Raw genomic sequence first — 20,878 nt, 5'->3', positions numbered from 1 at the left:
TGTTCCTTTTCAGTGGCAATATGACCGGCGCAGTCTCGCTGAAACGCCTGAACTCAGCCTGAATAATAATTATTTTGGTATTTTCAGCAAGAATTCAGGTTGGTGAGTGATGGTATCAACCGATTCTGGACATTGCTCAATTTTCGGGGCAAGACGCCACATGGCGTTTACTATAAATCACTACAGGAGAAGATGGGATGAAAGCATCAAAGTTCTTGGTTGCGGTAGCCGCGATCTCGATGTCCGCAACGGCGTTTGCAGCGGGTGCTCACGGTGACGGGCATGGCGACAGTCATGGTGGCGGGCACGGCGGTGGACACGGTGCCGGCAACGGCGAACCGGGAAAGGCCTCGGAAGCCTCCCGGACAATCACCGTGGAAATGCATGACAACTACTACGAGCCGGACTCGATTGAAGTGAAGCCCGGGGAAACCGTGCGCTTCGTGGTACAGAACAAGGGTAACCTGGTTCACGAATTCAATATCGGCACGCCCGCCATGCACGAAGCCCATCAGAAGGAAATGATGATGATGGTTGAGCACGGGATTATCCAGGGCGGCACGCTCAATCGCGACATGATGGAAATGGATATGGGGAATGGCAAGGCCATGAAACACGACGATCCGAACAGCGTATTGCTGGAGCCGGGACAGAGCAGGGAAGTGGTCTGGAAGTTTTCCGATAAAGGCGATATCGAGTTTGCCTGCAACGTGCCCGGGCACTATCAGGCCGGCATGTATGGCGAAGTGGATTTCGACTGATCCCTTTCTGATCAATCGTACCCGCCGCGCCGGCGAAATCCTCGGCCTGGCGGGCATTCCTCATAGACTGTTACGTAGTCGGGAAAATCAAAACCATGAACACAACCCTTTTGGCAGGCCTTGCGGCTCTGCTGTTGCCGGTGATCGGCCTGGCAGGGGAATACAGCCTGACAGTAGATCGGGTAAAAATCGATACCGGCGACTTTGTCAAAACGGGTATCGGATACAATGGCAAATCCCCCGGGCCGGTTCTGCGCTTCAGGGAAGGCGAAGAGGTTTCCATCAATGTGACCAATAACCTCGATGAGATGACCTCCATTCACTGGCACGGGCTGATCCTTCCCTTCGATCAGGACGGCGTGCCCGGTATCAGTTTCCCCGGAATCAAGCCGGGAGAAACCTTTACCTACCAGTTTCCCATCCAGCAGACGGGTACCTACTGGTTTCACAGCCACTCCGGCTTCCAGGAGCCTGACGGTGCTTACGGTGCCATTGTCATCGAACCCGAGGGGCGTGAGCCGTTCCGTTACGACCGTGAGTACGTGGTTCAGCTGACCGACAAACACCCGCACTCCGGTGACCGCATCATGCGGAACCTGAAAATGATACCCGATTACTACAACCGCAAGCAGCAAACGGTGGGTGAGTTTTTTTCGGACGTTTCTGAAAATGGCCTGATGAATACGGTCCGGGACCGGATGGCCTGGGGTAACATGCGCATGATGAAAGCGGATGTCGAGGACTTGCAGGGCTTTACCGGTCTGATCAACGGCAAGGGGCCGGAGCAGAACTGGACCGGCCTCTTCGAACCGGGGGAGCGCATCCGGCTGCGTTTCATCAACTCCTCGGCGATGACGTATTTTGACGTTCGGATTCCCGGCCTGGATATGACGGTTGTGCAGGCAGACGGCAATAACGTACAGCCGGTCAATGTCGCCGAATTCCGGATCGGCGTGGCAGAAACCTACGATGTGATTGTCCGCCCCAGGGAGGCGCAGGCCTACACCATCTTCGCTGAGTCCATGGGCCGTTCGGGCTATGCAAGAGCAACGCTGGCTCCGGAAGAAGGAATGGAAGCCGCCGTTCCCCAACTGCGTGAGCCTGCGCGCCTGACCATGGCCGATATGGGCGGCATGCCCGGTATGGACCACGGTAGCATGGCGGGCATGGACCACGGCAGTATGGATATGAGCGGTACCGACGGCATGTCCGGTATGGGCGACCCGTCCATGAAGGGGATGGATCACTCCGGTATGGCCGGTATGGATCATTCGAACATGCAGGAGATGGATCATTCGGGCATGGCGGGCATGGCGGGCATGGACCACGATTCCATGGAGATGCCCAAAGGTGGCGCGAGCGATCCGTTCTACGCGAAGGGCAGTGGCCTTGTGCCCGTGGCGGCGAATGGCGGCAAATTCCTGTCCTATGCAGACCTGAAAGCTCAAAACCCGCTGTATGAAGACCGGGAACCGACCCGGGAAATCGAGCTTCGACTGACCGGCAACATGGAGCGCTATATCTGGAGCATCAACGGCGTTAAGTACGAGGATGCGGATCCGATTCGTCTCCAGTACGGTGAGCGAGTCCGCTTCAAGTTTGTGAACGAAACCATGATGACCCACCCTATGCACCTTCACGGTATGTGGTCCATTCTCGAGGTCGGTGCAGGCCAGTGGAATCCCATCAAGCACACTGTCAGCGTACAGCCCGGAACCACAGTTTATATGGAAACCGAGGTTGATGAACCCGGGCAGTGGGCCTTCCATTGTCACCTGTCCTATCACGCGGCAGCCGGTATGTTCCGCAAGGTGATTGTTGAGGGTGGCCCGGAGTCGGCTCAGGCAAAGGCAGACGCCACGACCGAAGAAGGAGGTGATGCATGAGCCGTATCCGATTCCTGGGTGCCGTGAGCCTGCTTGTTTCGATCGGCTTCCCAACCGCGTTAGCGGCTCAGGAGATGATTTCCGACACCACCGCGCGTAAGCAGCCGCTCACGACCTGGGGTGTGCAGTTGGAGGAGTTTGAATACCGCTACAGTGACGATGATGAGGAGCTGGGAGTCTGGGATGCGGATTCCTTCTACGGCACCGACGATCTGAAACTCCGGTGGATTTCAAAAGGTGAGTACAGCCTGGAGGAGCGGGCCTACGAATCACTGGAAAATCAGCTGGTGGGGCAGGTGCCGATTTCCAGGTTCTTTGATGCCAAAGCCGGCGTCCGGTTCGACACGCCCGAGGGTCCGGACCGGACGTACGCGGTGCTCGGTGTTGTCGGGCTGGCGCCCCAGTGGTTTGAGATCGATGCGAACCTGTACATGAGTGACGAGGGCGACACATCCGCCGACCTGGATGCCGAATACGAGTGGCTGTTGACCAACTACTGGATCCTGTATGCGACTCTGGATGCGACGGTAGCGTTCAGCGAGGACCGGGAAATTGGCGTCGGCAAGGGGTTGGTGTCCACCGAAACCGGCCTCAGGTTGAGTTATGACCTGATTGACCGCACGTTCTCGCCCTATGTGGGTGTGGTGCACGAGCGCAAGTACGGCGATACCGCGGATTTCGCCAAAGCCGGGGGCGGTGGTACGGAAGACTGGTTTGCCGTGATCGGCGCCCGCATCGCGTTCTGATCGTGGGGCTGACGGGCCCGGGATACTCCCCGGGCCCGTTTCTGTCTACACTTTGATCTGGGTCAAGTCCACCTGGAATTTCCACCTGTATTCAGTCGCAGTTCAGGTTGGCATGGTGTGATAGAGGGTAGGTAGCGAGGCAACGAGGTGCACTCCCATGACCAAAGCACACAAAGCAAGTAATCAGGCGCAGTTTCTGTTGCGCCGAAAACTGACCGTCGAAGACCTTGGCGAGAGTGAGTGGGACGATTTTATCCACGAACTCAACCACCATCCCTGCGTCGATTTTGCCGAGCGCAAACCGGGCAACCAGCTGCATGTCACCTTCGATGGGACCCATTGGTCCACCGATGAGCTGCTGGAGCTGATCGAGCTCCATGGAGGCCGGTTGAAAGCGGGCTGGTGGACCCGGCGGAAACTGGCGTGGTATCGCTATACGGACGACAACGTCCGGGCCAATGCCAAGCATGAGCCGTTTTGCTGTTCTAAAATTCCACCCATGAAAAAATAACAGGAGGTTGTATGTCATACACTATCAATCGACTTGTCAGCAATGTGGGTTTCGAGGAGGTGGACAAACGAACGCGTCAGGCGCTTACCGATCACGGCTTCGGGGTGCTGACGGAAATTGACGTCAAGGCCACGATGAAGAAAAAGCTGGACAAGGATATGTCTGCGTACCGGATTCTCGGGGCCTGTAATCCAGGTATGGCCTGGGAAGCCATTGGCGTGGAGCCTCGTGTCGGCGCGATGCTGCCGTGTAACGTCATTCTTCGCGAAGTTGTGGAGGGTATCGAGGTCAGCGCGATAGACCCCGTGGCTTCCATGACCGCTATTGATAACGACGAGCTCAAGCAGGTTGCTGGAAAAGTCAGGGAAATGCTTTTAAAGGTTGTTGAATCGATTTGAGTGACCGAGAGAGATCTGATTCCCGTTGTATCCTGACCTGAGGAGGTGGTTTTATGAAACTCCAGGCGCGTAACCGGTGGCGCTCCTCGCTGGTAGCCACTGTCCTGATGAGCCTATCCCTGACGGCGATGGGAGACAGTGCCCGGGCATTCGTACCCATGGGGACGGCGGATTCCGTGGGCGTTATTGATCTGGAAAGTTACCAGATAACGTCGACGATCAGCGGGACCATCAATACCCATGGCTCGGCACTGACACCCGATGGCCGCTATCTGGTTGCCGGCAGCCTGACCGCTCACGACAGCCAGGAACCGGTCAGTCGCCCGGAGGGCGTGACGGAAGACGAACATGCCGCCCATCATGGGGGCGATGCGCCCGCTGCAACTCCGGAAGACGCCAATACCGGTCGGATCTATGTTGTCGATACCTCCACGAACGCGATTGCCCGCACGCTGGAGGTGCCTGGGCCGGTGCACCATGTCCTGGTGACCCCTGACGGTCGCTACGCTGTTTCCACGCATCCCATGGGCGGCGGTATCAGTGTGGTTGACCTGGAGTCCGGACAGCTGGTTGAAACCGTGGCGACGGGCCCGGCGCCCAACTACTTGGCAGCGACCGACAACGGTCAGTCCCTGCTGGTCAGCAATACCGGCAACGGCACGGTCAGCGAAGTGGATACCCGGCATTGGTTCGTCAAACGCAATCTTCGGGTTGGCGGTAGTCCGGAGCATATGGTGCTCGCCCCCGGCAACGAACGGCTTTATGTCAATGATGTCGACGCGGGCCAGGTTGTTGCCCTGGAGCTTTCCAAAGGCGCCGTGGCGGCAAGGTATGATGTCGGGGCGGAATCTCATGGCGTTGGCCTGAGCGCCGACGGCGGGATACTGTACGCAACCAGTAAGGGCGGCGACCGGGTCGTCCGGATCGATCTTGCCAGCGGGACCCGCCACAGCGTGTCACTGGCGCCGGCCCCCTACCATCTGGCGGTATCTCCCGGCAATGGCCGCCTGCTGGTTACCAGTCGTGCCGAAGGCAGGCTTTGGGTGCTCGATCCGGCATCCCTTGAAATTATTGACGAGATTGCGCTGAATGGCACCGGCCATCAGATTTCGATCCAGTCTCATTGACCGGGCCGGCGCAGGGCCTGAACCGGCGACCCATAACCCGACCATGGCGGGCGGATACCCGGGTATACCCCGCGTGGATTGATGGCAAACAGGCCTGCCGCCACCGGAACGGCAGCAGCAGGCTCAAAGGTTTATTCCCTGTCCTTTAACCTGCCTTTTGAAAACCAGGCAAACAACACCGGCAAGACAAACAGTGTCAAAAACGTGGCTGTCACCAACCCGCCCACGATGACACTGGCCAAAGGCTTTTGTATTTCCGCACCAACGCCATTGGAGAGCAGCATGGGGATTAGCCCCAGCGCCGAGGTGATGGCGGTCATCAACACCGGCCGAAGTCTTGAAACGGCCCCGTCAAACACGGCATCGGCAATGGTCAGACCGTCCGCAATCCGTTGGTTGATGCTTTCCACCATGACGACCCCGTTCAGCACGGCGACACCGAACAGGGTAATGAAGCCCACGGAACTGGGCACTGACAGGTACTGGCCGGAAACCCAGAGTGAAAATACGCCGCCAATCACGGCCAGCGGAACATTCACCAGGATCAGCATGGCCTGGCCAACCGAGCCAAAGGCAAAATAGAGCAGCAAGGCGATCAGTCCCAGCGAAACCGGCACCACCAGTGATAAGCGTTTTTGGGCCCGCTGCTGGTTCTCGAACTGGCCTCCGATATCCACGGAATAGCCGGTTGGCAGATCCACCTGCCCGGCAATCGCCTGACGAATATCTGCGACCACACTGCCCATGTCGCGCCCCTGGACATTGGCCTGTATCACCACCCGGCGCTGTACGTCATCACGACGCACCTGTGGCGGTCCCGATGCGATACCGACCGCGGCCACATCTCCGAGGCGCACCCAGGCACCCGACGGGGCCTGTAAGCGCAGGTCGGCAATGGCTTCGCGGTTCTCGCGAAAACGTTCGGCGAGGCGGACATAGATATCGTAGCGTTCGTTACCATTGATGATCTGGCCGGCACTGGCGCCACCCAGCCCTTCGCGCACCAGCTCCATCACGTCGCCCACAGCCAGGCCGTAACGGGACAAGGCACGGCGATCCGGTTTCACCACCAGTTGCGACTCACCGGCGATTTGTTCCATGGCCACATCGCGGGCACCTGCTATTTCCTTAACCACCGCTTCAATGGCCTGGCCCTTCTCGGCCAGCACGGTGAGATCAGGCCCAAACAGTTTGATGGCAAGCTGTGCTTTGACACCCGACAGCAACTCATCCACGCGGGTTGCGATAGGTTGCGAGAAGTTGAACAGCAAGCCCGGGTGTTGCTCCAGTTTCTGCTCCATCAACGACTGGAGTTCATAGCGGTTGTCGGCGCTGGTCCATTCCGGCACCGGTTTGAGGCCGATATATATCTCAATATTGTTGACGGGTTCAGGATCGCCACCGATTTCAGCCCGGCCAATACGCGACAGGGCATAGGTGACCTCCGGGAACTCCATCAGCATGGCCTCCAGCCTGGGGGCCACTTCCAGCGCGGTGTCCAGGCTGGAGGAGGGGGCGAGTGTCACGCGCAGGTTGATGGTGCCTTCCTCCAGTTCCGGCACGAACTCGGTGCCCAGGCGGGGCAGGACCAGCGCGGCGGACACCACCATGACAACGGCAATACCCACCACCAGTTTGCCGTGCCCCATCGCCCAGGTTAAACCCTTGCGATAGAGCAAATCGAGCGGCCTCAATACGAAGCTCTCGCGTTGCCGGACCCCGCTGCGAAAGAGGTAGGTCGCTAATGCCGGCACGATGATCAGGGCCACCAAAACCGCGGAGAGCATGGCCAGCATGATACTGATGGCCATGGGTTGAAACAGCTTGGCTTCGACACCCTCGAAACTGAACAGCGGCATGAAAACCACCAGAATGATGGCGGTCGCGAAAAAGATGGGGCGGGCCACCTCCTTGCCGGCCTCCTGCAGGCGCAAGGCAATGCCGTGGCGGTCATGGGCTGCATCAGCCGGGTCTTCGTCATCGGAACTCACCAGCGCTTTTCTATGGGTTTCATGCTCTGCATCCGGGTGGGTCAGATGTTTAAACATGTTCTCCACCATCACCACAGAGCCGTCCACCAACATCCCGATGGCCACCGCGATCCCTCCCAGGGACATCAGATTCGCTGACAGGCCAAACCACGACATAACCATCAAGGCGATACCAATTGAGATCGGGATTGAGATCAACACCAGAAAAGTGGCGCGCAGGTTCATCAGGAACAGCGCGAGGATCACCACGATGAAAACGAAAGCCAGCAACAGGGCATTGACGACGGTCCGCACCGCCTGGGTGATTAAATCGGCCTGGTCGTAAAATGCCTCGAAGCGGACACCTTCGGGCAATGCCTGGTTGATACGCCCGATGCGGTCATTGATTCCGTCGATGGTCGCCTTGGTATTGGCCCCCATGCGCTTGAGCACGATTCCGGACACCACCTCGCCGAGATTCTCCACCTCGCCGACGGCATTTTTGCGAGTCATGGTCACCGCGCCCTGGCGGATCTCGCTGCCCAGCGCCACCTGAGCCACGTCGGCTACGGTGATGGTGGTGCCGTCCACGGTTTTCAGCGGCACCTGGCGAATCTGCTCCAGCCCCTGCCCGCCATGATCCAGCCAGCCGGTACCCCGGATCACCAGTTGCTCCTGGCCCCGGTTCATATACCAGCCGCCGACATTGGTGTTGTTGCGCTCCAGCGCCGCCATAATGTCGTCCTGGCTGAGGCCGTAAGCCAATAGCCGGGATGGGTTCAGGTTGACCTGGTACTGGCGCACCTCACCGCCGAAAGAGAGTACATCGGTCACGCCCTCGGCCGGGATCAGCAGCAGCTTTACCACCCAGTCATTGAGGCTGCGCAGGGCCATGGCATCAAAACCTGCGCCCGGTTCGGCCACCAGCAGATACTGATAGACCTGACCGAGGCCGGAGGTATTCGGTCCCATTTCCGGCGTGCCAACCCCATCGGGAATCAGCTCCCTGGCGGCCTGAAGCCGCTCAAACACCAGTTGCCGGGCAAAATAGATGTCCGTGCCGCCCCTGAATACCACGGTGACGCCAGACAAGCCGGTCTTGGAAATGGAGCGCACTTCCTCGACGTCAGGCAGGGCATACATCACTGCTTCGATGGGGTAAGTTATGAGCTGCTCCACCTCTTCGGCGGCGAGCCCTGGCGCCTCGGTATTCACCGACACCTGCACGTTGGTCACATCCGGAAAGGCATCCAGGTTCAGTTTGGGAATAATAAAAACGGCACTGACCGTCAGTGTGATAAGCGCTATTACCACGAGCAACCGGTTGGTGACCGCCCAATCAATGATTCGGTTAAACATGGGGTCTCCTGCTGCTCAGTGGTTATGGGGGTCAAAGCCGCCCTTGGCGATCTGCGAGGCAACAAAGAACGCGCCCCTGGTTACGATACGGGTCCCCGGCCGGACGCCGGTGATTTCACGTAACTGCCCGAGTGCACGGCCCAACTCGACCTCCACCGGCTGGAACTCGCCGGGATGGTCTTCCACGAATACCGTCCAGTCCCCGTCCGCTGAGCGCATCAGCGCGGTTTCCGGTACCGCCAGCACGGGTTTTTGCGTGCGGAACCGGAAATACACCTCGGCAAACTGGCCCGGGTGCAGGCGGTGTTCCGGATTGTCCACCAGCAGGCGCACGGTGCGGGTGCGGGTGATGGGATCGATGGTGTGGGCCTCCTGCGTGACCGCGGCCGTTGCGCGTACATCGCCGGTTACGACGTCGGCCTGTGTTCCGGCACCCAGGGTCAGGGAGAGGTTAGCGGGCAGGTGGGCTTCCACCCAGAGCTGCTCTTCATCCGCCAGCGCAATCAACGGTGCGCCCGCCTCGATACGTTGGCCCTGCTCGAAATCGTCGGAAAGCACTGCGCCATCGATTTCGGCGCGCAGGGTATATTCTCCCAATGCCACGGATTGCGGTGACGCCAGCGATTGCAGATCCGAGTTGGACAGGCCGTAGGCCAGCAGCGTTGCCCGGGCCGCCTCAAGGCTGGCCTTGGCGCTGACATAACGCTGTTCCCCCACGGTTGTACGCCCCAGTTCCCGCACCCTTTGCCACTCGGACCAGGCCGTGCGGTAGCCGGCTTGTGCCTGTGCCACGCTCTCGCTGAACAGGGTGACCAGAGACTGACCTTGCTTGACGTGATCACCGAGTGCGACGTGTCGGCGCAGCACGACTGATGCTACCCGGGGTGATACCCGGTAGCTGGTGTAGCCGTTGGAGAGGACTTCCCCCGGCGCGTAAAGCCGATAATCGACCGGGCTGGCGGCAAGGGCCTCCACTTGGATATCCGCCCGCGTCATCTGCGCGGGATTCAAGGACGTGGAAGCGGCTTCCCCGTGACTTTCCTCGCGGTGATCGTCACCTTCACCCTGATCGCCATGGGCTGCGGCAGGCGTGGTTTTCTCGTACTCGTGGGCATGCCCCGACTCAGATTCCCTGGCAAGGCTTGCGGTTGCTGTCGCAAGACCAGCGACCAGAAGAGCTGTCAGTGTTTTGTTCATATTTGTCATCCTGTTATTCATTCGTTGGCGCTGTTGCGGGCATAGTCGCGCGCATCAGGCGGCCCGATTGCTGGAGCACCTCGGTGAGCGCAAGCCGTGTCTGTGTTGCCAATTCGATGCCTGAACGCAGGCTCTCGGCGCGCTGATTCAAGGCCAGCAGATAATCGGTGGTGGACAGGTCACCGCTGCGCCACTGGCGTTCCAGCAGTTCGGCGCTGTTCTCCACCCGCCCCCGGACGACGTCTTGCCAACGGCGGTATTGCTGTTCATAGCGCTGCCAGGCGGCGTAGGCGGCTTGCCAGTCAAAACGCTGCTTGCGGTAAACGGCCTGGAAGCGGGCTTCCGCCTCCAGCGCGGCGCGTTCGGCGGTGCGGGTCTCAAAGCGAAAGTTGTTGCGCACATTCAGCGGGATGGAGAAGGTCAGCCCGACAACGCTCTCGCCTTCATCACGACCGGCATTGAGCCCAACGGTCGGTTCCGCCCGGGCGCTACGCCGTGTCACCTCGGCTTCCTCCTTCAGCGACTGCCAGCGGGCGTGCGCGCTGGCCACCGCCGGATGCCCCAGCAGCTCCCGATCCGGGACAGGGCCTGGCGTGGACGGCCAGAAATCATCGGGAATGCCGCCCCGCTCCGGGGTCCACCGCGGCAGCAGCTCGCGTACCCTGGTTTCAGCCCTCTGCAAGGTGGCTTCCACCTCGGCGACCTGGGCCAACTGTTGCGACAGGGAAAGGAAGGTGAGTTCGGCATCGATGCTGCCCAGATCACCCGCCTGCTGGCGCTTCTCCACCAGTTCGAGCAGGGTGTTGAGTTGCTCCTGTTGCGCCTGGCTAATGGCCGCGGCGCGACTGGCCGACTGCCACTCAACCAGCGCGGCCACCGCCTCAGCGGTCTTGTCCAGTACTCGTTGCCGGTACAGCGCTTCGGCAGCGCTTCGCAGATAGCCCGCTTGCTGCCGTCTTGCGCCCCGTCTGTCCCACCAGTCGATGGTCTGCTGAACGCCGACGCGGTAGTTGTCGTCGTCGCCATTACGCTCCAGATCGGTGGACAGCTCCGGGTTGTAGATAGGCTGCTCCACCGCATCGGCACTGGCGTTGGAACCCAGCCATTGCTCGCGAGCGGCGAGCACGTCAGGGTGTTGTTGTACCTGGGATGCCAGCCAGGCGTCCCAGCCGGAAGTTTGTGCGTGGGCAAGCAGGGGCAGGACAAGCACGCACGCGCTCAGCAAGGCCTGCCAGGGCCAGTCAAATCGTCTCATAATGATAGTCCTGCGGTTCCATGATGTATCACCCTGGAATAAATGCCATTGTGGTGCTGTAGCCCTGGGCTACAGCGGCTGGTGACGCGCTTTTGCGATGTAATCAGGCGATGGGAGGGCGGAACAGGGAAGGGAAAATGCCGGAGGTGAGGTTGGCCTGATAGTCGGCTTGGCCGTTTCCTGAGAGCAAGACAGCCAGGTGTGAAGCCGCTCCGGTCAGGACCACTGCGCCCTGGACCTGGCCATGGCAATGGCAGCAATGGCGACAATCGTATAAAGACAGGTCGGGTTGGTTGGCGGTCTGCTTGGCGAGCTGGCTGTTGTTCGGGGTATCAGTGGGCGGGTGCGTATGGTCGAATTCCAGGTGTTCCGTCCCCGATTGATGAAACCTATGGGTGTCCGCCATGGCAACCGCCGATTGCAGGGCAATCAGTAAAGCCAGTAAACAGGTCAAATAATGGCGGATCATGAGAACGGAGAAATCCTTAAGCGGGCAGGCTCACTACACGAGTGTCGAAAGACCATCGGATTATAGACGAGATCCCGCTGCCGCTCCAAACAAGATTAAAACATCAACAATGCCAACGGGTTGGCCTGATTTTGGCTATAATTTCCAGCATCGGGTCCGGCCGTTTCGCCTAAAACTGTTAAATTTGTCGGTTCTTCCGCAGCAACCGGACTATTTGCTTGACCTTTGAGCACTCATACCTGCTAGCAGCCTGTCGGACTTAACCAAGCAGTATCGAAGTGAGATAATCAATACAACACGGGCCACAACCGGACTTCAATGATGGGACACTTTGTACTTGCCGATCGGGACACTGACTTTCTGCTTCCCCCTTCCATTCAGGATTGGTTGCCGGAGGATCACCTGGCCCGGTTTGTCGTTGAAGTGGTTGATCAACTCGATCTGTCTGCGCTCACCCGACAATACACGGGGCGCGGTTCGCGGGCCCATCATCCTGCCGTATTGCTCAGCTTGTTGATTTACGGATACGCGACCGGCGTTTTCTCCAGCCGCAAAATTGAACGAGCCACCCACGACTCGATTGCATTCCGTTATCTGGCGGCCAACACGCATCCTGACCATGACACGATTGCCACCTTCCGCCGGCGCTTCCTTCCTCAGATTGAGGCTCTGTTTGTCCAGGTTCTGCTGCTGGCTCGGGAAATGAATCTGGTGAAGCTGGGCCGGATCGCTCTGGATGGCACCAAGGTGAAAGCAAACGCCAGTAAGCACAAAGCATTGTCCTATGCACATGCCAAAAAGATCGAGGCACAACTCAAAGCGGAAGTGAGCGCACTTGCCGCCCAAGCTGAGGCGGCAGATCAGGTGCCGGTGGTTGAGGGTATGGATATCCCCGCTGAGATCGCTCGGCGTGAATCCCGGCTGGAAGCACTGGCTGAAGCGAAGCGGGCGATTGAGGCACGAGCGCAAGAGCGCTTTGAACAGGAGCAGGCTGACTACCAGCAAAAACAGGCCAAACGGCAGGCCCAGAGGGACGCCGGAAAAAAGCCTCGGGGCCGGGCGCCTAAACCACCGCAGCCCGGCCCTCGGGATACCGATCAGGTGAATCTGACTGATGAAGAATCGCGCATCATGCCCGTCTCCGGCGGCGGCTTTGAGCAGTGTTACAACGCTCAGGCCGGGGTGGATACCGAGACGATGCTGGTTATCAGTACGCACATGACCCAGGCGACAAACGACAAACAACAGATCGTTCCAGCCATCACCCGGATAGGAGCGTTGCCGAAGGCTCTCGGCACCGTTACGGATCTGCTGGCCGATACAGGGTACTTCAGCAAAGCCAATGTCCAGGCGTGCAGGGAGAAAAACATCCGGCCGTCACTGGCGGTGGCGCGTGATCAACACCACTTATCCGTGTTTGATCGGTTCGCACCCGATGATCCGGCGCCTGTCACGGACGACCCAGTGACACAGATGAAACACCAGTTAACAACCCAGTCCGGACGAGCACTGTATGCACTGCGAAAACAAACGGTGGAGCCCGTGTTCGGAATTATCAAACAGGTGATGGGCTTGAGACAGTTCTCGATGAGGGGACTGGAGAAGGTTGCGGGCGAGTGGACGTTAGCCACGCTGGCGTGGAATGTGAAGCGGATGAGCGTGTTGAAAATGGCGCAGTGAGGGCCTTTTCACCCGCCCAAAGGCCGATCTGGTGCACCTCAAGGTACCATAGAGGCCAACCTGGACTCTCTGATGACCACTAACGGCCAAACTCGGGAAGCCAAGCGAACAAGACAACTTTAAATAACGCCTGTCAGGTGCAAGTCCGACAGGCTGCTAGAAAGCAACAATAAGCAGAAAATAACGATAACCAGACAATCCGAGAACGCGTATGAGCCACAAATCGTTTACCCTTACTGCACTCATTTTGACCCTGGCGGTCTATTCCTTCCGGGCATTGGCCCAGGCTCCGGATGCTGAACAACTGGTGGCCGGCATGGAGGACACCCTCTGGTCCGACAGCAATCACGGCCGTTTCGCCATGCGGATCGAATCGGAGTACTGGACCCGCACTCTGGAACTGGAAGCCTGGATGGACCGCCCGGAGTACACGCTGATCCGCATTCACGCGCCCAAAAAAGAGGCTGGCATTGGCTCGCTGCGAATCGGCGATGCCATGTGGAATTACCTGCCCAAGGTTGATCGCACCATCAAGATCCCGCCATCGATGATGCTGCAGCCCTGGATGGGTTCAAACTTCAGCAACGACGATCTGGTCAAGGAAAGCTCGTTCGTTGAAGACTACACCCATGAGCTGGTCGAGACCGACGATTCGGGCGAGGTGCCTGTGTACCGGATCGTCTCGACGCCCCGGCCCGACGCGCCGGTGGTGTGGAGCCGTTTGGAATTCAGGATCCGCGCCGATGCTATCCCGGTGTCGGCTGCTTACTATGGCGAGCGCGACCAGGTCGTCAAGCGCATGACCTATGACCAGATCGAAACCATGGGCGGGCGCCGCATTCCCACCCGCTGGACGATGGTGGACGCCGATAACCCCGAGTCCCGCACGGTGATCACGATTGAGTCCATCGAATTCGACCTGCCGCTCGATGAGGCGCTGTTTTCATTGCGCCGCCTGCGCAACCCACAGTGAGGGCCCGGTATGAGCATCGTCAATGTGGAGAAAGCGTCGCGGATCTACCGTCAGGATTCGATTGCCGTCAAGGCGTTGGATGAAGTGTCGGTCGCCATCGACGCCGGTGAGTTCACAACGCTGGTGGGCCCGTCAGGGTCGGGCAAGACCACCCTGCTGAACCAGATTGGAGCCCTGGACGAGCCGGATAGCGGGCGTATCCAGGTGGCGGGTGAGGAAATCACCGGGCTCAGCCGCAAGAAGCGGACCCTTCTGCGGTTGTGGAAGATCGGCTTTGTGTTTCAGGAGTACAACCTGATCGGTGTGCTGTCGGCGCAGGAGAATGTCGAATATGTGCTGATGCTTCGCGGAGTGCCGTTTCGGGAGCGCCGCGCCGAGGCCGGGCGCATTCTGGTGGAGGTCGGTCTGCAGGGACTGGAGCGGCGCCTGCCCCATGAATTGTCCGGCGGCCAGCAACAGCGTGTCGCGGTGGCCCGGGCGATTGTCAGCAAGCCGGCCATTGTCCTGGCAGACGAGCCTACGGCCAATCTCGACTCCACCACCGGCGCGGCCCTTCTGGACCTGATGCGAGGGCTCAATGCCGAGCACGGCATTACCTTTGTGTTCTCCACCCACGACCCGATGGTGATGGAACGCGCACGGCGGATAATCCATCTCCGGGATGGCCGTGTCGAGCGTGAGGAGCGACGGCCATGATGGCGTGGTTACGGCTGGCTTTTGGCAATCTCCGGGTCAATCGCCGGCGCACGGCCATCACACTGTTGTCGGTGGCCGTGGGTGTCGGCGGGCTGGTGTTTATCTGGGCATTCATCGATGGCATCAACGCCCAGATGATCAATAACATGACCGGTTATGTAACCGGCGACCTGAAGGTGCATCAGCGCGGCTTTCATGACGATCGGGAAATGAACATCGCCCTGGCCGAGCGTCGGAATCTTGCCGGGGAGGTGTCGGCTGTAACCGGTGTGGCGGCAACCACGCCCAGGGTGATGGGGCATGCCCTGGCCAGCGGAGCGGACCAGTCACGGGCATTGCAGGTGATGGGCGTCGACAGCGCGACGGAGCCAAGGGTCACCCGGCTCGACCGGTCGATTGTCCGCGGCCGCTATCTGGCCGCCGGCAATGAGATCCTTGTGGGCGTGGACGCCGCCAGTGCCCTCGATGTCTCCCCCGGCGACGAGCTGGTGCTGGTGGTGCAGGCGGCGGACGGCTCCATCGGCGCCGACCGGTTCGAGGTGGTGGGCGTGTTCGAGACCGGCATCAAGCGCATTGATGGCTTCCTGGCCCAGATGCCCCTGGCCTCGGCCCAGGCGCTGTATGCCTTTCAGGGGCGGTTTACCGAGATCGCGGCCCGGGTACAGGATGCCGACCAGCTCGACCAGGTGGTCGGCGCCGTGCGGGATCGGCTGCAGGGCCACGACGTGGAGGTCCTGGGCTGGCCGGCCCTGATGCCATCGCTGGTGCAGATGGTGGCCTTTCACGACGCCGTCGCCTATATCGTGATCTTCGTGGTGTTCGTGGTAGTGGCCGCCGGTATCGTCAACACCATCCTGATGTCGGTACTGGAGCGTAGCCGGGAGTTTGGCGTGATGCTGGCGCTGGGTACACCCGGCAGCCGTGTGGTCTGGCTGGTGCTTCTGGAAACCACGATTCTGGCCGGCCTTGGCTACCTGCTGGGGCTGGTGCTGGGATTGTCGCTGACCGGCTATTTCGGCAGGTATGGGCTGGATTTCAGCGCCTATATCAAGGCCATGGATACCATGCCGGGGCTCAGCGGCATCGTTTATCCCACCATTGAATTCCAGCGTCTGGTGGTGATTGGCGTTGTGGTGGTCTCGGTAGCCTTGCTGGCGGCCGCCCTCCCGGCCTGGAAGGCGAGTCGCAACAGTCCGCTGGAGGCGATGGGAGCCAGGCGCAAGGTGATCAACCGCATCCGCCGGATTCACTGGCAGGTGACGTCCGATCACCGGCTGCTGATTTTCGCGCAAATGGCACTCCGTTCGGTGTTCCGCAACCCGAGACGGTCAGTGATTACCGGCTCCGCCACCGCGTTTGGGCTGGCGGCCTATCTGTTCCTGTACGCCTTCGCCGATGGTTTCTTCGAGCAGATGATCCAGAACTCGACCCAGCAGCTCAGCGGGCACGTGCAGGTGATGGAAGCGGGACACGCCGTCGATCTGTCGCCAGCTCTGCGCATCGCCGACAGCCCGACGCTGCTGAGGCAGTTGCGGGCGCGCCCTGAAGTGGAGGCCGCCGCGCCGCGGGTGGTGCTTCGTGCCATGGTGGCGAATCCGGGGAAAAGTCTGCCAGTGGAACTGGTGGGTATTGCGCCGGAACAGGAGAGGGCCGTCACCGAACTTGCCGGTTATATTGAGCAGGGAGCCTACGTTCAGCCAGGCGACCAGGGGGTCGTGATTGGCCGAAAGCTGGCTGAGGAGCTGGATGCCCGGCTGGGCGACAAACTGGTCATCACGGTACAACAGGCCGGCGGCGACCTGGCCTCCGGCGCTCAGGCGATTCGCGGTATCTACCGTACCGGAAGTGACCTGTTCGACAGTGAGTATGCGTTTGTCGATATCGAGGCCGCCCGTCGCCTGGGCAGCCTGCAGGGGGACGAAGCCTCGCGGATCGCGCTGCGGCTGTCGGACCGCGCCGGGAGCGCCGCGCTGGCGCGCACCCTGAACAAGTCGCTGAGCGGGGACGGACTGGTGGCCCAGGACTGGGAAACCCTGCTGCCGGTGGTGGTCCAGATGGTGGAAATGAGCCAGGTGGATTTCTATCTCATCCTGTCGGTGGTCTTTGTCGTGGTGGCCATCGGGGTCATGAATACCATGGTGATGTCGGTGATGGAGCGGACCCGGGAACTGGGCGTCATGCTGGCACTGGGAACCCGAGGTGCCCAGTTGCTGCTGACGATTGTGTTCGAGGCGTTCTTTCTGGCGGTGCTGGGCATGGTGGCCGGAACCCTGGCGGGCGGTGCGCTGGTCTACTGGCTGAACCAGGCCGGCATTGACCTGTCCTCGATCAGCGGGGCGCTGGAAACCATTCCGGGCATTACCGACCGGGTCTATCCGGTGCTGATGTTTGATCATGTCTGGCTGCCCAGCCTGCTGCTGTTTCTCTGTTCGGTGACGGTGGCGCTGTATCCGGCATGGCGAGCGGCGCGGCTGGATCCGGTCGAGGCCATTCATCATGGCTAGGCGCTGGCAAGTGGCGCCGGGGCTGGTCTGCCTGATGCTGGCTTCAGGTGTTGAGGCCGGGTTCAGCCAGTCCGGATCGCTGAAGAATCTCAGCGTCGGCTCGCGCTCGTTGATCGACGGTGATCGCTACGTTTCGAACCTTACCCGCCTGCGTCTGAACCCCCGATATCGATATCAGGACTGGATTGTGGACGCGGCCTACGACCTGGAACTGGTTTCGGGTAGTTTTCTGGACAGCCCGGAGTTCGCCTTGCTCAGGGATGCTCCGGAACCTCGCTACTGGGATCTGCAGGGGGATATTCACGAGTCGGGGACATTGCTGGCGCGTCACCAGCTCTATCGTGGCACGGTGCAGTGGCGGTCGCCGGCCGGTGATTTCCGCTTCGGGCGCCAGCAGGTGAACTGGTCCACGGCCCTGATCTGGAACCCGATGGACATCCTCAATCCTGTCAGCCCCTTGCAACTGGAGCCGGATGAACGGGTGGGTGTGGACGCAATTCTCTGGGACAAACCCTGGGGAGCCCTGGGACGCATTAGCGCTGTCCATGCCCCGCAACACAATGACGGCGAGGCCAGTACGGCAGCCCGGGTCAAGCGCTATATTGGTGGTGTAGATGCCGGGCTGATGGCAGGTGAGTTTGCCGATGTCACCAGGATAGGCTTTGACGGCAGTGGCTCGGTGATCGGCACCGGTTGGCGCACGGAATTCGTCTGGAGCGACCCGGACGCCAGCGACAGCTACTGGCAGGGAGTGGCGGATCTGAATTGGTCGTTTCGCAATGGGTTCAATCTGGCACTGGAATATTTCTACAATGGCCGGCCCGTACCGTCGGGAAACTCTGGCCTTGGAAACCTGCTGTCCACAGATCCGCTCTATGCCGGGCGCCATTATACCGGGTTGCTCGCATGGCAGGATATCAATCCGTTTTGGCAGTACCGGGTAGTGGCCATCCGCAATGTCGATGATGCAAGCTGGGTACTCTATCCCCGGTCCACCTGGACGCTTCCATTCAACCAGGAAATCTATCTCACAGCCGGAGCCCAATGGTTTGGTGGTAACGACACCAGCGAGTATGGAACGCTTGAGCCTCTGGGATTGGTGGAGATGCAATGGTACTTCTGAATATTCTGTCTGGTCGTATTTTGGCGCCCACAATCAAAGAAGTATCACTCTGCCCAGGCTTTCCTTTATATGTACATTTCAGCAAATGAATCGTGTGGCGGTTTAATGAGCAGTTATTTAGTGTATAGGCCACTCGACGGTCATCTTTTTTTAAGAGGTGTCAGAAATTCAGGTTTGTTTCAGGGTATTGTGTTTTACTTTGCAGTACATCGGGCAGTCATCGTACCTGACACGGTTGTCCTTTGTGTTATCTCAGGTTTGTCCTTGCCGCAGAAGCCTCTGCGGCTTTTTTAGTGCGCCCGGCATGGGCGCACTCCTGGAGGTGCAAGTCCTCCCGTAAGCTGGCCACAGCGAACGAAGTGAAGCGCAACTGCGGAAGGGCGACCAACTGTGGAGAGGAAGCGTGGAGCGTAAACCGTGAGCCGATGAACAAGAATCGGATATAAGGCGCTGCCGAGCAGGGCGAGCGGGCTAGAAGCCGCGAAGCTCTTGTGGCCAAGGCGATGCGGCGTAAATCCGGCGGTTGTGCGGTGAAGGAGTGTGTTCTTACCCGGGGATATCTCGCCTTATGCCTGAAAGGGCAACGTGGCAACACGGAGCGAGAAGTCAGCAGAGGCCATAGTAGTTTCCGGAATGGAACGAAGGGCCGAACGAGAAGGAGCGTCAAACGCCTTGTCGATGAGCATTGTACGGCATCAGATGCCCGCGCCAGCGGGGCGGGTTACGGAGCGGGAAGGTGAAGCCTTGCCAGATGTGACCAGCGATGAAACAGGACTCCCGCGACGAGAACCGGAGGGCGCAGGGCGAGGCCTGCTTGAGCAGGTATTCGCACGAGAGAATATGCAACGGGCATGGAAGCGCGTGAAGGCCAACAAGGGAGCGGCGGGTATCGACGGTCTGGACATTGCCCAGACAGCCGAACACCTGCAATGGGCCTGGCCGGATCTCCGGCAACAATTGCTGGAAGGTCGCTATCGGCCTCAGCCTGTCCGTCGGGTAGGCATCCCGAAACCGGACGGAAGTGAACGGGAACTGGGTATCCCCACCGTGACCGACCGTCTGATTCAACAGGCACTGTTGCAAGTGCTGCAACCTCTGATCGATCCAACCTTCAGCGAGCACAGCCACGGCTTCCGCCCGGGCCGTCGGGCTCAGGATGCGGTTTTGGCTGCACACCGCTATGCCCAGCAGGGCCACCACATCGTGGTGGACGTCGACCTGTCGAAGTTCTTCGACCGGGTCAACCACGACATCCTGATCGACCGTCTGAAGCCGCGTGTGAACGACACCGGAGTCATCCGGCTGGTTCGGGCGTATCTGAATGCGGGCATTATGGATGGCGGAGTCGTCATTGAGCGACACGAAGGCACGCCGCAAGGCGGGCCTCTGTCGCCTTTATTGGCGAACGTCCTGCTGGACGAGGTGGATCGGGAACTGGAGCGCCGGGGCCACTGCTTCGCCCGCTATGCCGATGACTGCAACGTCTACGTACGCAGTCAGAAAGCCGGTGAGCGAGTGATGCGACTGTTGCGTCGCTGTTACGGCAAATTGCGCTTGACGATCAACGAATCCAAAAGCGCAGTCGCCAGTGCGTTCGGTCGAAAGTTCCTCGGCTATGCCTTATGGCAGACGAGGGACGGAGACGTCCGGCGCGCGGTATCAGCCAAGGCGTTACAGGCGTTCAAGTGGAGGATCAGGCAACTGACCCGACGCAACGGAGGGCGCAGTATTGAGCAGGTGGTAGAGCAACTCCGTAGCTACCTGTTGGGATGGAAAGGGTACTTCCGGCTGGCGCAAACGCCACGCATCTGGCGGTCGCTGGATGAGTGGTTACGCCGTCGCCTAAGAGCCTTGCATCTCAAACAGTGGAAGCGGGGCAGGACCATTTACCGGGAACTGCTGCGCCTTGGCGCGAGTCCCTGGGTTGCGGAATCAGTGGCGGCCCTGAGCCGTCGCTGGTGGCATAACAGTCGGTCTGCCATTCACAACGTGCTGACGATTGCCTACTTTGATCGGTTGGGCGTGCCGCGTCTCTCGTGATACCTCAACGCCTCGAACCGCCCGGTGCGGACCCGCTTGCCGGGTGGTGTGGGAGGGGCGGAGTCTAGTGGCTCCCCCCTATCCCGATTGCGCTGCAATGTGCTTGCTCGCCTTTATGTGCCATACCACTGAGACCCTCAGGTATTTCACATTGTTGGGCTGGTGGTAAAGGCTTTATATTCA

The 20,878-nt window shown here is 59.8% G+C and carries 16 protein-coding genes; 12 read left to right on the top strand and 4 right to left on the bottom strand.

The features are described 5' to 3' along the window. The first annotated feature begins 197 nt into the window (after nucleotides 1-197). From NLK58_RS09345 to NLK58_RS09320, 6 genes are all read left to right on the top strand, one after another. Nucleotides 198-761, top strand: a complete 564-nt coding sequence (locus NLK58_RS09345) for a cupredoxin domain-containing protein (protein WP_341582612.1) — start codon at nucleotides 198-200, stop codon at nucleotides 759-761. Between the two features lie 95 nt (nucleotides 762-856). After that, the gene (locus NLK58_RS09340) at nucleotides 857-2,647 is read left to right on the top strand and encodes a copper resistance system multicopper oxidase (RefSeq protein ID WP_341582611.1); all 1,791 of its coding nucleotides are present in this window, start codon (nucleotides 857-859) and stop codon (nucleotides 2,645-2,647) included. Continuing rightward, nucleotides 2,644-3,393 carry a copper resistance protein B gene (locus tag NLK58_RS09335; protein WP_117618246.1) on the top strand — a complete coding sequence of 250 codons (750 nt, stop codon included), beginning with the start codon at nucleotides 2,644-2,646 and terminating at the stop codon, nucleotides 3,391-3,393. The genes NLK58_RS09340 and NLK58_RS09335 overlap by 4 nt, the downstream gene beginning before the upstream one ends. Nucleotides 3,394-3,550: 157 nt before the next feature. Beyond that, nucleotides 3,551-3,904, top strand: coding sequence for a hypothetical protein (locus tag NLK58_RS09330; protein WP_117618245.1), 354 nt, complete (start codon nucleotides 3,551-3,553; stop codon nucleotides 3,902-3,904). Between the two features lie 11 nt (nucleotides 3,905-3,915). Then, nucleotides 3,916-4,302 (top strand): DUF302 domain-containing protein, encoded by a 387-nt coding sequence (locus tag NLK58_RS09325; protein ID WP_117618244.1) that lies wholly within the window; start codon nucleotides 3,916-3,918, stop codon nucleotides 4,300-4,302. 53 nt (nucleotides 4,303-4,355) lie between these two features. After that, entirely contained in the window at nucleotides 4,356-5,429 is a 1,074-nt protein-coding gene (locus NLK58_RS09320) for a beta-propeller fold lactonase family protein (RefSeq protein WP_341582609.1), read from the top strand. Between the two features lie 131 nt (nucleotides 5,430-5,560). Here NLK58_RS09320 and NLK58_RS09315 read toward each other — a convergent pair whose 3' ends face one another. The 4 genes from NLK58_RS09315 to NLK58_RS09300 form a co-directional block, all read right to left on the bottom strand. Beyond that, on the bottom strand, nucleotides 5,561-8,758 hold the full coding sequence (locus NLK58_RS09315; RefSeq protein ID WP_117618242.1) for an efflux RND transporter permease subunit: 3,198 nt from the start codon (nucleotides 8,756-8,758) through the stop codon (nucleotides 5,561-5,563). A gap of 15 nt (nucleotides 8,759-8,773) precedes the next feature. Further along, complete coding sequence (locus NLK58_RS09310) at nucleotides 8,774-9,955, bottom strand: efflux RND transporter periplasmic adaptor subunit (RefSeq protein WP_341582607.1); 1,182 nt, start codon at nucleotides 9,953-9,955, stop codon at nucleotides 8,774-8,776. Between the two features lie 13 nt (nucleotides 9,956-9,968). Next, nucleotides 9,969-11,210, bottom strand: coding sequence for a TolC family protein (locus NLK58_RS09305; protein WP_117618240.1), 1,242 nt, complete (start codon nucleotides 11,208-11,210; stop codon nucleotides 9,969-9,971). 103 nt (nucleotides 11,211-11,313) lie between these two features. Further along, on the bottom strand, nucleotides 11,314-11,679 hold the full coding sequence (locus NLK58_RS09300) for a hypothetical protein (protein WP_117618239.1): 366 nt from the start codon (nucleotides 11,677-11,679) through the stop codon (nucleotides 11,314-11,316). Nucleotides 11,680-12,000: 321 nt separating this feature from the next. Between NLK58_RS09300 and NLK58_RS09295 the strand changes: the two genes are divergently transcribed. From NLK58_RS09295 to ltrA, 6 genes are all read left to right on the top strand, one after another. After that, the gene (locus NLK58_RS09295) at nucleotides 12,001-13,359 is read left to right on the top strand and encodes an IS1182 family transposase (protein ID WP_341582790.1); all 1,359 of its coding nucleotides are present in this window, start codon (nucleotides 12,001-12,003) and stop codon (nucleotides 13,357-13,359) included. 211 nt (nucleotides 13,360-13,570) lie between these two features. Continuing rightward, nucleotides 13,571-14,332 carry an outer membrane lipoprotein-sorting protein gene (locus NLK58_RS09290; protein WP_227539489.1) on the top strand — a complete coding sequence of 254 codons (762 nt, stop codon included), beginning with the start codon at nucleotides 13,571-13,573 and terminating at the stop codon, nucleotides 14,330-14,332. A gap of 9 nt (nucleotides 14,333-14,341) precedes the next feature. Further along, nucleotides 14,342-15,028 (top strand): ABC transporter ATP-binding protein, encoded by a 687-nt coding sequence (locus NLK58_RS09285; protein WP_117618238.1) that lies wholly within the window; start codon nucleotides 14,342-14,344, stop codon nucleotides 15,026-15,028. After that, the gene (locus tag NLK58_RS09280) at nucleotides 15,025-17,532 is read left to right on the top strand and encodes an FtsX-like permease family protein (protein ID WP_341582605.1); all 2,508 of its coding nucleotides are present in this window, start codon (nucleotides 15,025-15,027) and stop codon (nucleotides 17,530-17,532) included. The genes NLK58_RS09285 and NLK58_RS09280 overlap by 4 nt, the downstream gene beginning before the upstream one ends. After that, nucleotides 17,525-18,655 carry a hypothetical protein gene (locus NLK58_RS09275; protein ID WP_341582603.1) on the top strand — a complete coding sequence of 377 codons (1,131 nt, stop codon included), beginning with the start codon at nucleotides 17,525-17,527 and terminating at the stop codon, nucleotides 18,653-18,655. Before NLK58_RS09280 ends, NLK58_RS09275 begins: the two co-directional genes overlap by 8 nt. Before the next feature lie 672 nt (nucleotides 18,656-19,327). After that, a complete protein-coding gene (gene ltrA / locus NLK58_RS09270; protein ID WP_162893738.1) occupies nucleotides 19,328-20,695 on the top strand; it encodes a group II intron reverse transcriptase/maturase in 1,368 nt (455 codons plus the stop codon). Nucleotides 20,696-20,878: the final 183 nt, after the last annotated feature.

It is taken from the genome of Marinobacter metalliresistant (assembly GCF_038098645.1).
Taxonomy (GTDB): Bacteria; Pseudomonadota; Gammaproteobacteria; order Pseudomonadales; family Oleiphilaceae; genus Marinobacter; species Marinobacter metalliresistant.
Note: the sequence above shows the minus strand (reverse complement) of the source record. Positions and strands in the feature narration are given on the sequence as shown.